The following is a 13,433-nucleotide window of genomic DNA, read 5'->3' as shown; positions in this document are numbered from 1 at the left end:
CCTTTATTTTATTATTGTACCGATTTTTTCTCCACATACTACCTTTTCAATATTTTCAGGTGGATCTATTGCAAATATAAGTAATGGAATATTATTGTCCATACAAAGTGATGCTGCTGTTGAGTCAATAACTTTTAATCCTTGATCTAAAATATCAAGATAAGTTAATTCGTCATATTTTATTGCATCATCATATAAATTAGGGTCTTTATTGTAAACTCCATCTATATTTTTTGCAGATAAAATAGCTTCAGCTTCTATTTCTGCAGCTCTTAGAGATGCTGCTGTATCTGTTGAGAAGAATGGGTTACCTGTTCCAGATGCAAATATTACAATTCTTCCTTTTTCTAAATGTCTTATTGCTCTTCTTCTTATATAACTTTCAGATATTTGTCTCATTTCTATTGCGCTTTGAACTCTTACTTGTAGATCTAATTGTTCAAGGCTGTCTTGAAGAGCTAATGCATTCATTACAGTTGCAAGCATACCGATATAATCAGCAGTTGCTCTGTCCATGCCTTCGCCTGTTCTTCCTCTCCAGAAGTTTCCTCCTCCTACAACTATGGCAATTTCAACTCCCATGTCGTGGCATTTTTTTATATGTTCGCTTATTTTATTTATAACAGATGTGTTTAAACCAAATCTCTTATCTCCGGCAAGAGCTTCACCGCTTACTTTCAATATAATTCTTTTGTATTTAGGTTCCATAAAATACTCCTATCTATCATTTATCTTTTCTTTATATATAATACAATATTTACTTAAATAAAACAATAAAAAAAGAACACAACTGAGTTAATTGTGTTCTTTTGTTTTGTCATTATGCATTTAATTGTTTTTGAATTTCTTCAGCAAAGTTTTCTTCTTTCTTTTCAAGACCTTCGCCTGTTTCAAAACGAACAATTTTGTTGATTTTGATGTTTGCACCGGCTTGAGCAATGTATTTTTCAACTGTTAAATCAGGATCTTGAACATATGATTGGTCAAGAAGACAAACTTCTTTAAGTTCTTTGTTTAAACGTCCTGTAATCATTTTTTCAATGATATTGTCAGGTTTTTCAGGATGTTCTGTTTTTGCTTGGTGAAGTAAAATTTCTTTTTCTGATTCAATATAATCGCTTGGAACTTCTTCTCTTGAAACATATTTAGGATTCATAGCTGCAACTTGCATAGCAACATTTCTAAGGCAAGTTTTAACAGCATCGTTTACTTCATCACAGTCTGCTTCTACAACAGCACCGATTTTTCCGTTTCCGTGAATGTAAGCAGCAACGCATCCGTTACTTACGATTTTTTCAAATCTTCTGATGTTTAAGTTTTCACCGATTACCGCGATTTTTTCGTTTAATACTTCTTTTACAGTTTTTCCTGCTTCTTTTGCCCATGATTCAGCTAAGAAAGCATCTAAATCTTTAGCATCGCTTACTAAAACTTGTTCAGCAACATCTTCAACAAAGTTTTGGAAGTCTTCGTTTTTAGCAACGAAGTCTGTTTCTGAGTTTACTTCAACGATACCAGCAATTTTATCGTCTTTAACTACTACTTTTACAGCACCTTCAGCAGCGATTCTTCCTGCTTTTTTGCTTGCAGCAGCAAGACCTTTTTCTCTTAAATATACGATGGCTTTTTCAATATCACCGTCTGTTTCAACAAGTGCTTTTTTGCAGTCCATCATACCAACGCCTGTTTTTTCTCTTAGTTCTTTAATAAGTTTAGTTGTAATTGCCATAATTATATCCCCTTGATAATATTATTCTTCAACTTCTGTTGTAGCTTCTTCAACTACAGCATCTTCCATTTGTTCGCCTTGTTTACCTTCTAAAATAGCATTAGCAATAGTAGAAGCGATTAATGATACGGCTCTTATAGCATCATCATTACCTGGAATTGGGTAATCAATTTCATCAGGATCACAGTTTGTATCAACAATAGCGATAATTGGAATATTAAGTTTTTTAGCTTCTGAAATAGCAATTCTTTCTTTTTTAGGGTCGATTACGAATAATGCTGATGGAAGTTTTTCCATGTTTTTAATTCCGCCTAGGAATTTTTCAAGTTTATCTCTTTGGTTTTTAAGTAAGATAACTTCTTTTTTAGGAAGTACATCAAAAGTACCGTCTTCTTCCATTTGATTTAATTCGTGTAATTTTTTAATTCTTTTAGAAATAGTTTGGAAGTTTGTAAGTGTACCACCTAACCATCTTTGGTTAATGAAGTGACTTCCACTTTTAATTGCTTCAGTTTGGATAGCTTCTTGAGCTTGTTTTTTAGTTCCGATGAATAAGATTTCTCCGCCTTCTTCAGCGATTTCTCTTGCAAATTTGCAAGCATCGTCAACTAATCCTACTGTTTGTTGTAAGTCAATGATATAAATACCATTTCTTTCTGTGAAGATGTATTTTTTCATTTTTGGATTCCATCTTCTTGTTTGATGTCCGAATTGAACACCAGCTTCTAATAATTGTTTCATTTGAATGTAACTCATTCTTTTTCCTCCTTGGTTTTTTCCTTGATATGCCAATTCAGCTCATAAACGAGAACCAAAGAATTTAAAGCATATCTGTGATTTTTTTGTCAACCTTGTTTATGATATCATAAGGGGATTTTATATGCAAGATAATATATGTATTTTTTTATGTTTTTTTACCTAAAATTAAGGCTATAAAGGCTTTTGAGGTAATTTTTAACTTAAATATTTATTTTTAACTTATTAATTGTTTAATCATATAAAAAATTAAAGTTCATATATTTTAGTATGAAAAAAAGAAGAACATTAAAAAGTATAATGTATTTATTATTAATTATTTTCATAGGTCTTGTTATTTTTACGTTTGTTTTTAACGGAATGTCTTTTTCTGTTTCAAACATGGATTCAAATGTTCCTTATAACATAAAAGACTTGTTAAAGAAAGATTATGGGAAAAGTAAGTATTATCTATCAAAAGGAGGAGTAAGTATAGATATAGAAAGGGTGTTAAATGAAAATTATTTTATTACTTATTCTTGGATGAGTGGAAATAAAAGCTCTTTTTATGTAGTTTTTTTAGTAGAAAATCAAAATAAAAATCCCATAAGTAATCATAAAATTAATAACTTAAAAGTTGTTGATAATCTTGGAATGGAATATAAACCCATAAATTTTTATTTTGATGATTATCCTGTTGATGAGCCTTTAAAATATAAAGAAACTTTGAATTTTAGATTCCTTCCTTTTAATGAAAATGTAAAAAGTATTACAATATCATTTAATTATAATGGGAATGATTTTGTTTTTAAAAACATTCCAATATAAAAAGCAGTATATTTTATACTGCTTTTTATGATAAAACAACTTACATTCCTCTATATTGTAATGCTTCGCTTATATGGGATGAATTTATATTTTCTTCTCCGTCAAGATCTGCTATTGTTCGTGCAAGTTTTAAAATTCTATGATAGCCTCTTGCTGATAAATTCAAATTATCAAAAGCCATTTTCATAAGTTTTTCTTCTTCTTCTCCGATTTTGCACCACTGTTCTATTTTACTTGGAGTTAACATGGAGTTAAAAAGAATGTTAGTTCCTTTATATCGTTTTAGCTGGATTTCTCTTGCTTTATTTACTCTTTTTCTTATTTGTGCACTTGTTTCTGATTTAGTACTATTTATTCTTAATTTGTCATAGTCTTGTCTTGGAACTTTTACTTGAATGTCTATTCTGTCAAGTAAAGGTCCTGATATTTTGTTTTTATATCTTTCTTTTTGACTATCTGTGCATTTACATTCTATTTTACTGTCTCCAAGATATCCGCAAGGGCAAGGGTTCATACTTGCAAGAAGCATAAAATCAGCAGGATAGGATAGGGAAGCATATACTCTTGAAATATTAACCTCTCCGTCTTCAAGGGGTTGTCTTAAAACTTCTAATACTTTCTTTTGAAATTCTGGAAATTCATCTAAAAATAATACTCCAAGATGTGCAAGGCTTACTTCTCCCGGAATTGGTATTCTTCCTCCTCCAATTAAAGATACATCTGATATTGTATGATGAGGACTTCTAAATGGTCTTGTTTTTATTAGTGGTTCATCTTTCTTTAAAAGTCCTGATACAGAATATATTTTTGTAACTTCCAAACTTTCTTCTAATGTCATTTTAGGAAGAATAGTTGAAAATCTTTTTGCAAGCATTGTTTTTCCGCTTCCCGGAGGTCCTATCATAAGAATGTTATGTGCTCCCGCAGCTGCTATTTCCATTGCTCTTTTAACACTTTCTTGTCCTTTTACATCTGCAAAATCAACTTCTGATAATATATCATCATTTTCAAAATAATTATTGTTAAATTCTATCTTGTTTATTGGTTTTCTGTTATTAATATGAGAAACTACTTCTAAAATATTTCTTGCGGGATAAACATTTATACCATCTATAATTGAAGCTTCTTTTGCGTTTTCAACAGGAACTACAATATTTGTTATTCCGTTATTTTTTGCTTCCATAACCATTGGAAGAACTCCATCTACTCCTCGAAGTGTTCCATCCAGTGAAAGTTCTCCGATAAATAAATACTTATTTAAATCAATATTTGAAAAAATCTGTGTTGAAGAAAGAAGTATACCAATTGCTATTGGTAAATCATAAAACGTTCCTTCTTTTTTTATATTTGCAGGTGCTAAGTTTATTGTTATTTTACCAAGTGGTATTTGGAAAGAACTGTTTTTTATTGCTGCAAAAACTCTTTCTTTTGATTCCTTAACTGCAATATCTCCAAGTCCTACAACTGCCATTGAGGGAAGCGCTTTGTTAATAATATCTGTTTCTACACTTACGATTATTCCGTCAACTCCCATAATGCTTCCTGAATATAATTTACTAAACATTTTTATTACCTCTATATTATTTCTTTTATTTAATATTAGTAGAACATATGTTCATTGTCAATAATATGAGAGTATCTGGTCACTTTTTGGTCACATTTTTTAATAAATAAAAAACACTGTACCTTAGTACAGTGTTTTAATTTATCTTTATTATTCAACATCAATAACAGTTACATCTTTATATGTTCCGCAAACGCTACATACTCTGTGAGGAGCTTTTACTTCTCCACATTTTGGACAAACGCTAGATGCAGGCATAGCGATTTTATAACTGTTAGCTCTTTTTTTGTCTCTTCTTGCTTTAGAAATTTTTCTCTTTGGTACTGCCATGATTATTCACCTCCTAGTTTTCACCTTCGCCCTCTAATAGTTTACTAAGTGCTGCAAATTTTGGATTGATTTTATTTTTACCACAATCGCAGCTTTCTTTGTTTAGGTTTATACCACAATCTGGACAAAGGCCTAAACAATCATCCTTGCATAAAACTTTATTCGGCATATTTAATAAAATTTGTTCTCTTACAGCTTCTTTAAGGTCGATTCCTTCAGCTTCACTGTTTTCAATCTCTTTGATATCATACTGTTTTTCTAAAGGAAAATCTTCATTTTTTTGGATATCTTCCAAACATCTGTCGCAGGTTGTAAAATAAGTAAAAAGTATTTTACAACTTAACTGTAAAATATCAGACTGCTTAAATACTTCACCTTTTACATTAATGTTTGAAATTTGAAAATCTTTATAAGAAAAATCTTCAAGGTTTTCATCAATTAAAAGACACTGATTATCGCTATCTAATATTTTTTTAAGTTTAATAATCAACTTTTTTCCTCCTAGCGTCACAGTAAGAACAATTATATATCTTTAGCTATAATTTGTCAATATATTATTATTAATTCTTGGCTATTTTAATATATTTATTGTTTCTTTTGCTATCATTAATTCTTCATTTGTTGGAACAACCATGCAAGTTGTTTTTGAAGAAGGTTTTGTTATAACTTGATCTTTTCCTCTTACATTGTTTGCTTCTTCGTCGAATTCGATACCGAAGAATTCCATATCTTTTAATATTGCAGCTCTAACATCTGTTGAGTTTTCGCCAATACCACCTGTAAATGCGATGCAGTCAACTCCATTCATTGCAGCTGTGTAAGCTCCAATAGTTGTTTTTACTCTATATACAAATATATCAAACGCAAGTTTTGCTCTTTCGTTTCCTTTTTCCATAGCATCTGTTATGTCTCTAAAGTCTGAAGATACTCCTGAAACTCCAAGTAAACCTGATTCTTTGTTTAAAATTTCTTCAACTTCTTTTGGTGTTTTGTTTTCTTTTTCGCAAAGGAATGGAATTACTGATGGGTCGATAGAACCGCTTCTTGTTCCCATTTCAAGACCATCAAGAGGAGTGAATCCCATTGAGTTTTCAATACATTCCCCTTTGTTTACGGCAGAAATACTAGCACCATTACCTAAGTGACATACAATTACTTTTAAATCTTTTACATCTTTATTCATAAGTTCAGCTACTTTTTGTGATACAAATTGATGAGAGATTCCGTGGAAACCGTATTTTCTTATACTATATTTTTCATAGTATTCATAAGGAATAGGATACATATAAGCTTGTTTTGGAATTGTTCTGTGGAAAGATGTATCGAATACACATACCATTTCTTTTCCAGGGAATACTTCTTTACATCCTAAAAGACCCATTACTTGTCCAGGGATGTGAAGAGGTGCAAGCTCACTGCATTCTTTTAATCCTTCGATTACTTCATCTGTTGCTTTGATTGATTCATTATATTTTTCGCCGCCTGTTGTTATTCTATGTCCGATTGCAGAAATTTCATCTAAACTGCTAATAACACCATATTCTTTATCAACAAGAGCCTTTACTAAAATTTGAAGAGCTTCTTTATGTGTAGGCATGTCTTCATTAAATACTACATTATCTTTTTCAGGTTGTTTATGTGTTAAAATTCCGTCCTCTAAACCTATTCTTTCAGCTACTCCATTAGCTAAAACATTGTTGTTATCCATATCAATAAGTTGATATTTTAGCGAAGAGCTTCCGCAGTTAATTACAAGAACTTTCATTAATATATTTCCTCCTAATAAATGTAAACTGTTTTTATTTGTATTTGAAAAATTCCTTATTATTTTATACCCTTTTTGTTGTTTTGTAAATAATAATGTAGGTAAATATTTTCATAATTATTTTAATATTTTTATATAAAAGTATAATTAGATTTGAGTTTATATGATAAAATATAATAAAAATATTTTTAAAGGAGAAAGTTATGATTGCATTAATTATCATTTTAATTGTTGCTGCTGTAATTATTCTATACTTAATATCAGCTTACAACAATTTCGTAAAGTTAAATAACAAAATAAAAGAAGCCTTTGCAACTATGGATGTTTATCTAAAGAAAAGATATGACCTTATTCCTAATTTAGTTGAAACAGTTAAAGGCTATGCAAAACATGAACAAGGCACTCTCGAAAAAGTTATAAGTGCAAGAAACATGGCAATGAATGCTTCTAATGTTGGAGATAAAATCGAAGGTGAAAATGTTCTTTCAGGTACTTTAAAATCATTATTTGCTCTTTCTGAAAATTATCCTGATTTAAAAGCAAATCAAAATTTTGTTTCTCTTCAAAATGATTTAAACAGAATGGAAGAAGAGATTGCTTCTTCAAGAAAATATTATAATGCTATAGTTAATACTTTTAATACAAAAACAGAAGTTTTTCCAACTAATATTATAGCAAATATGTTTGGTTTTTCTACCAAACCTTTATTTGAAGTAAACAGTGAAGAAGAAAGAGAAAACGTAAAAGTCGAATTTTAACATTTAGGTATTAATATGAAAAGAACAAAAAAAATTGTAGGCTTAGTATTATTATCGCTTTTACTTTTGCTTCCATCAATAAATGTTTTTGCATCGGAAGCATTTACCATAGATAATTACAAAATAAACATGGTAGTAAATGATGATAACAGCTATACAATAGAAGAAACAATAGATGTAGATTTTGGATATAATCAAAAACATGGTATATTCAGAACAATCCCTACAATTTCTTCTGCTACAAGAAATATTGATGGAAAAGATGTAAAGAAAACACATTTAATTAAAGTAAAAGATATTGATGTAGTTGGAAGTGATTATTCTACAGAAAGAAATTTTGATAATATAGTATTGCAAATAGGGGATAGTGACGAATATGTAACCGGTAAGCAAACTTATAAAATTAAATATACTTATGTTGTCGGTAATGACGGAATAAATGAGTTTGATGATGTTTATTTTAACCTTATAGGAAACGACTGGGATACAACCATTGATAAAGTAACCTTTACAATTAAAATGCCAAAAGATTTTGATACAAACTTAATTAATTTTACATCAGGTTCTTATGGCAATACAGACAGTAATGTAGAGTATAGTGTTGATAATAATGTAATAAAAGGATATACAACTTCTAAACTTTATAATCATGAAAGTGTTACAGTTAGAATAGAGCTTCCTGATGGATATTTTGTAAATGCATCTTCAAATAATAAATTATTTGATGTTATCTTTCTTATAGTTTCAGTATTAATATTAATATTATCTTTATTTGTATTTACAAAACATGGGAAAGATGAAAAAATAATAAAGACAGTTGAATTTTATCCTCCAAATAACATGACTCCGGCAGAGGTTGGATATATTGCAGGGGACAGTTGGAGTGATAAAAATCTAACATCAATGATAATATATTTTGCATCTAAAGGATATCTTAAAATAAGAGAAGAAAGTGAAGAAGAACTTACTTTTATAAAGGTGAAAGATTTACCAAAAGATGCAAAACTTTATGAAAAATGTTTGTTTGATAATTTGTTTGCTTCTTCTGATGAAGTGAAATTATCTTCACTTAAATATAAGTATTCTTCAGCACTAACACTTGCAAGAGATGATTTGCAAAGTGAGTTTAGCGGAGAAAAGAGTTTAAGTGATAGAGTTGCTTTAAAAATGCAGCGTATAATGACCGGTGTAGTCTGTCTATTTACATTTATAAGCTATACTTATACTTTCTATCAAATATTTTATAGTATGCTTATAAGCTTAATTTTAGGATTTGCATCAACTGTTTTAATAGGCGGTATTTATATATCAATTATTTATTTGATAAGTAAGATACACACCGGAAGTAACAAAAGTAAAGTTTTTGGGATAGTATTTTGTTTGATTTTATATGCTTTACTTATGGGAGCAATGTGTTTTGTTTTAAATATTTTATCTTTTAGCGTGATTTTTTATTTATTACAAAATATTATTTTAACCATAAGTGTATTTTTAACAGGTATGACATATAAAAGAAGTAAATATTTAGATAGTATTATTGGAAAGATACTTGGATTTAAAGACTTTTTGATTGTTACTGAAAAAGATAAACTTGAGGCATTGGTTGAAGAAAATCCTTCATATTTTTATGATATAATGCCTTATACATTTGTACTTGGAATAAGTTCAAAGTGGATGGATAAATTTAAAGATATAACAATGGAACCTCCTACATGGTATAGTTCTTATAATTCTCCTACATTTTGGGATTATTATATGATGTCACGTCTATATGATAGAATGTTGTTTATGAATAGCACTGTAAGTGCAGTAGAAGTAAGCGATATTTCTTCAGGTGGTGGCGGTGGCTTTTCCGGTGGAGGAGGCTTCTCTGGAGGCGGCTTCGGCGGCGGTGGCGGCGGAAGCTGGTAGGAAATTATGGATAGGAAAAAAGAAAAAGTTCAAGAAGGTGTAATTCTATTAATTTTAGCCATAGTTATAGGAGTTGTTATTTATGTAACACAGAAGCTTTTTAGTAAAAAGCTTCCTCCAAATATATTAACTATACTTTTACTTTGTGCTGTGGCTTTACTTATTTTAAATTTAATAATTTATTTTATATGGGGTAAAGATAAAAAGGTTAATCAAGAAAAAGCTGTTTATCCTCCAAGTGGTATGGATGGATTTGTTGCAGGATATTTAGATACAGGAGAAGTTCAAAGTAATCATTATGTATCCTTGATACTATCCCTTGCAATAAAAAAATATATTAGTATTTTTAAAGATATAGATGGAAAAATTATAATAAAGAAAATAAAAGAATTAGATAAATACACAACAAAGTTTGAAAGATTTATATATAAAATTCTTTTTAAAGGGAATAGAAATTCTGTTAGCAGCAAGGAATTGTTTGAAAATGAAGGACATTATTTTTCTAGAATGGAAAATATTATAAATAATTCTTATTCTAAAGATAGTAATATTGAAGATAAAACATCAAGATTTTTTAGAAGATTGACAGGTGTATTATTTGCAATTCTTCTTATTGCGTCATTCATAATATATTCTTACTTTGCTTTTAGAGCATTAAGATTTAGAGTTGCTTTTACAATATTATTATTGATTTTAGCGGGATTTATGTATTATCTATTGTCCCATTTAATTGTTGCATATCAAACCAGTAGTAGTACTTATGTTAAATATGCGGTGCTTGTTACAAGCATATTTATACTTTGCGGTAATATATCAGTTCCCTACTTTTCAATTCATTACAGTAATATTGGTATTATGTTTGTTTGCCAACTTAACTTGTTACTTTTATGTGTTATTGTAAATGGGTTTATATTTAAAAGAAGTGAACACTTAAACTATGTGATATCACAATTAAGCGGGTTTAAAAATAATCTGAATCAGTTTGATAAGGAAAGTTTAATATCGTTATATAACAATTATAGAGAATACTTTTTTGAAATACTTCCATATTTATTTTCTTTGGAACTATCAATAATTTTATTTGATGAAAATGAGGATAAAATAGAAATGCCTTATTTCTATTCGGTTTATGATGAAAGAAAAGAAATTTCATTGAATGATTTTAATAATGATATGGATATACTAGATGATGCAATTATTCATTCGTATTAAAAAATAAAAAGACTTACATTTTTGTAAGTCTTTTTATTTTTTTACTTTTTTTGCATTTGCATTATTAAATGTTTCTATTCTTTCACAGAAAACCTTACCTGCGTTGTAATCCATTTCGTTTACACGATAATTTCTTGCTATCGTTTCTATTATTACAGCCATATTTCTTCCAGGTCTAACAGGTACTGTTAATTTGTCAAGAGAAACATCAAGTAATTCTTCTTTTTGATATTCTGTACCTAATCTTTCATAATGTTTTTCATTGTTCCAATGTTCGAGTCTAACTATTAATTCTATATCAACTTTATCCTTTATTGCACCCATTCCAAATAAAGCCTTTACATCAATAATACCGACTCCTCTTATTTCCATAAAATATTGTAATATTTCAGGGCAAGAACCTTCCAAAGTATTGATGTTTAGTCTTTTAATTTCTACTAAATCGTCGCATACAAGTCTGTGACCTCTTTGAACAAGTTCAAGTGCTATTTCACTTTTACCTATACCACTTTCACCTTCAAGTAATATACCTACACCTAAAACTTCAACAAGAACACCATGTAGCTGCATTTTAGGAGCAAATAAGTCTTCTAAAAATGCTACTGTTTTATTTATACTTAAGTTTGTATTGAAGTTACTTCTTATAAGTATAACGTGTTCTTCTCTTGCAATTTTAACAAATTCATCATATTCTTTAACACCGTTTGTTAGTACTACACATGGAATGTCATGCTTAAATAATGCTCTTATTCTATTTTCTCTAACTTGAGGTGTAAGATGTTTTAAATAAGCATTTTCTGTATTTCCAATTATTTGTACTCTGTCATTATCAAAGTATTCAAAAAATCCCGTTAATTGTATTCCCGGTCTTGTTAAAAATGGTGTGTTTAGTTTGATATTTTTCCTAAAATCGCTGTATAATATTTCGCCTTCAAGATTCTTACAAAATTCTTCTAAAGATGCTCTTTTCATTATTCCTTACCTAACATATATTTATTTATTATATAAGCAACGCCTTCTTCATCATTGCTTGGTGCAACTATATCTGCAATTTTTAATACTTCTTTGTGTGCATTTTTCATTGCAACTCCAAGGGAAGCATATTCAATCATTGGTATATCGTTTAATCCGTCTCCAATGCCTATTGTGTCTTCATGTTTTATGTTATAAGCTTTTGCCACTTGTTTTATAGCTTCTGCTTTATTTGCATTTTTATGAGTAAATTCAAGTAAAAAACTTTGGCTCGTTGCACTTATGGCATTTGTACCTTTTAAAAGTTCTTTACTGTAAGGAATATGCTCTTCTACTTTTTCAGGGTCATCCTGCCATAGTAATTTGGCAATTTTGTTGTCTTTATCGTCAAAATAACTTAAATCATCACCTATGTATAAAACATCGTCTTTATAGTTTGAATTATCAAGATAATGTTTTGTGTGTCTGTTTTTTTCATTAAATGCAATTTTTCCGTCTAATGTCCAAATTATTACTCCGACATTTCTTTTACATCCTTCTTTATAAGTTAAAATTGCATCTTCTTTATCTAAACCTTTTTGATATAAAACTTTACCGTTTTTTCCGCTTAATATTTGTGCTCCATTGTAACAAGCAAGAGGCATATCAATATCAAGTTGATCTGTTATAAGGTCTAATGTTACCGGAGCTCTCCCCGAGCATAACATTACCACAATTCCATTGTCAGAAGCTTCTTTAAGAACTTCTTTTGTGTTTTCTGTTAGAATTCTTTTTGAATTAATTAAAGTTCCATCGATGTCTGTTGCTATTAATTTATACATTTTTTTCTCTCTTTCAAAAAGTTAATATATTGTTATTTCATTTTTATTTTATATTATTTATTTTTTTTTTACAATATAAATATAAAATAATACGTAAAGTATATGTTAATAGAGTATAATCTATTTAAATATAATTATATGTTATTTAGGAGAATAAAAATGAAAATAATAGATTTATCTCATAATATAATTAATAATTTACAAGTTTATCCGGGAGATCCTGAGACAAAAATAAGAAAACATTGTACTTTTGACAAAGATGGATATATGGTTAATGAACTTAGTATATCGACACATTGCGCTACACATATAGATGCTCCAAATCATTTTATAAAAGATGGAAAAGGAATTGATGAATATCCTATATCTAAATTTATTGGTAAAGGAATAGTTATAGATGTAAGTTATAAAAAAGAAGGTGAAATAATTAATTTAGAAGAGTTGAAAGAATATAAGAATAATATTTGTAATGTAGATTTTGTTATTTTTAGAACGGGATTTAGTAAATATTTTAACAGTGAAAAATATATTCATCATCCTTATTTATCAAAAGAGGTTGCCTTAAATTTAATTCAAAATAATATTCAAATATGTGGAATTGATGCTTTTAGTTTAGATTCTACATCTAATCCTTCTGATTGGGCGGCTCATGATAATTTATTAAAAAATGATATTTTAATTGTAGAAAATTTAAATAATTTGGATTTGCTTAAAGATAATAAAATATATGAATTCCATTTTGTAGCTCTTAAATTAAATAAGTTAGATGCTTCTCCAATTAGGGCTTTTGCAATAGATGGTTAAATAT

At 28.9% G+C, this 13,433-nt stretch carries 14 protein-coding genes; 5 read left to right on the top strand and 9 right to left on the bottom strand.

What is annotated here, in order from left to right:
• Positions 1 to 3 precede the first annotated feature (3 nt).
• The 3 genes from pyrH to rpsB all read right to left on the bottom strand — a co-directional run bounded on the left by pyrH (position 4) and on the right by rpsB (position 2,485).
• Positions 4 to 708: a UMP kinase gene (gene pyrH, locus M6G78_RS07055; protein ID WP_138268703.1), complete on the bottom strand. Its 705-nt coding sequence runs from the start codon at positions 706 to 708 to the stop codon at positions 4 to 6.
• A gap of 112 nt (positions 709 to 820) precedes the next feature.
• Positions 821 to 1,732 carry a translation elongation factor Ts gene (gene tsf / locus M6G78_RS07050; RefSeq protein WP_371922832.1) on the bottom strand — a complete coding sequence of 304 codons (912 nt, stop codon included), beginning with the start codon at positions 1,730 to 1,732 and terminating at the stop codon, positions 821 to 823.
• Between the two features lie 18 nt (positions 1,733 to 1,750).
• The gene (rpsB, locus tag M6G78_RS07045) at positions 1,751 to 2,485 is read right to left on the bottom strand and encodes a 30S ribosomal protein S2 (protein ID WP_138268705.1); all 735 of its coding nucleotides are present in this window, start codon (positions 2,483 to 2,485) and stop codon (positions 1,751 to 1,753) included.
• A gap of 270 nt (positions 2,486 to 2,755) precedes the next feature.
• Between rpsB and M6G78_RS07040 the strand changes: the two genes are divergently transcribed.
• Positions 2,756 to 3,292: a hypothetical protein gene (locus M6G78_RS07040; protein WP_253229998.1), complete on the top strand. Its 537-nt coding sequence runs from the start codon at positions 2,756 to 2,758 to the stop codon at positions 3,290 to 3,292.
• A gap of 40 nt (positions 3,293 to 3,332) precedes the next feature.
• Here M6G78_RS07040 and M6G78_RS07035 read toward each other — a convergent pair whose 3' ends face one another.
• The 4 genes from M6G78_RS07035 to M6G78_RS07020 form a co-directional block, all read right to left on the bottom strand.
• Positions 3,333 to 4,856 carry a YifB family Mg chelatase-like AAA ATPase gene (locus tag M6G78_RS07035; protein ID WP_138268707.1) on the bottom strand — a complete coding sequence of 508 codons (1,524 nt, stop codon included), beginning with the start codon at positions 4,854 to 4,856 and terminating at the stop codon, positions 3,333 to 3,335.
• Between the two features lie 150 nt (positions 4,857 to 5,006).
• Positions 5,007 to 5,186, bottom strand: a complete 180-nt coding sequence (gene rpmF, locus M6G78_RS07030) for a 50S ribosomal protein L32 (RefSeq protein WP_138268708.1) — start codon at positions 5,184 to 5,186, stop codon at positions 5,007 to 5,009.
• A 13-nt stretch (positions 5,187 to 5,199) separates the two neighbouring features.
• Entirely contained in the window at positions 5,200 to 5,676 is a 477-nt protein-coding gene (locus tag M6G78_RS07025; RefSeq protein WP_171020581.1) for a DUF177 domain-containing protein, read from the bottom strand.
• A gap of 81 nt (positions 5,677 to 5,757) precedes the next feature.
• A complete protein-coding gene (locus M6G78_RS07020) occupies positions 5,758 to 6,951 on the bottom strand; it encodes an acetate/propionate family kinase (protein ID WP_138268710.1) in 1,194 nt (397 codons plus the stop codon).
• A 203-nt stretch (positions 6,952 to 7,154) separates the two neighbouring features.
• On the opposite strand from M6G78_RS07020, the gene M6G78_RS07015 reads away from it, so the two are divergent.
• The 3 genes from M6G78_RS07015 to M6G78_RS07005 are packed head-to-tail and all read left to right on the top strand — an operon-like array spanning position 7,155 to position 10,832.
• Positions 7,155 to 7,709: a LemA family protein gene (locus M6G78_RS07015; RefSeq protein WP_138268711.1), complete on the top strand. Its 555-nt coding sequence runs from the start codon at positions 7,155 to 7,157 to the stop codon at positions 7,707 to 7,709.
• Positions 7,710 to 7,724: 15 nt separating this feature from the next.
• Positions 7,725 to 9,620, top strand: a complete 1,896-nt coding sequence (locus M6G78_RS07010; protein ID WP_171020582.1) for a DUF2207 domain-containing protein — start codon at positions 7,725 to 7,727, stop codon at positions 9,618 to 9,620.
• A 6-nt stretch (positions 9,621 to 9,626) separates the two neighbouring features.
• Positions 9,627 to 10,832 (top strand): DUF2207 domain-containing protein, encoded by a 1,206-nt coding sequence (locus M6G78_RS07005; RefSeq protein ID WP_138268712.1) that lies wholly within the window; start codon positions 9,627 to 9,629, stop codon positions 10,830 to 10,832.
• 33 nt (positions 10,833 to 10,865) lie between these two features.
• On the opposite strand, the gene hprK is transcribed toward M6G78_RS07005, so the two are convergent.
• Positions 10,866 to 11,804: an HPr(Ser) kinase/phosphatase gene (gene hprK / locus M6G78_RS07000; RefSeq protein WP_138268713.1), complete on the bottom strand. Its 939-nt coding sequence runs from the start codon at positions 11,802 to 11,804 to the stop codon at positions 10,866 to 10,868.
• Positions 11,804 to 12,625 (bottom strand): Cof-type HAD-IIB family hydrolase, encoded by an 822-nt coding sequence (locus tag M6G78_RS06995; protein WP_138268714.1) that lies wholly within the window; start codon positions 12,623 to 12,625, stop codon positions 11,804 to 11,806. The genes hprK and M6G78_RS06995 overlap by 1 nt, the downstream gene beginning before the upstream one ends.
• A gap of 159 nt (positions 12,626 to 12,784) precedes the next feature.
• On the opposite strand from M6G78_RS06995, the gene M6G78_RS06990 reads away from it, so the two are divergent.
• On the top strand, positions 12,785 to 13,429 hold the full coding sequence (locus tag M6G78_RS06990; protein WP_253229997.1) for a cyclase family protein: 645 nt from the start codon (positions 12,785 to 12,787) through the stop codon (positions 13,427 to 13,429).
• The last annotated feature ends 4 nt before the right edge of the window (positions 13,430 to 13,433 follow it).

It is taken from the genome of Anaerofustis sp. NSJ-163 (assembly GCF_024135845.1).
GTDB classification, from domain to species: Bacteria; Bacillota; Clostridia; order Eubacteriales; family Anaerofustaceae; genus Anaerofustis; species Anaerofustis butyriciformans.
The sequence above is the reverse complement of the archived record's forward strand: the minus strand, read 5'-3'. Positions and strand labels throughout refer to the sequence as shown.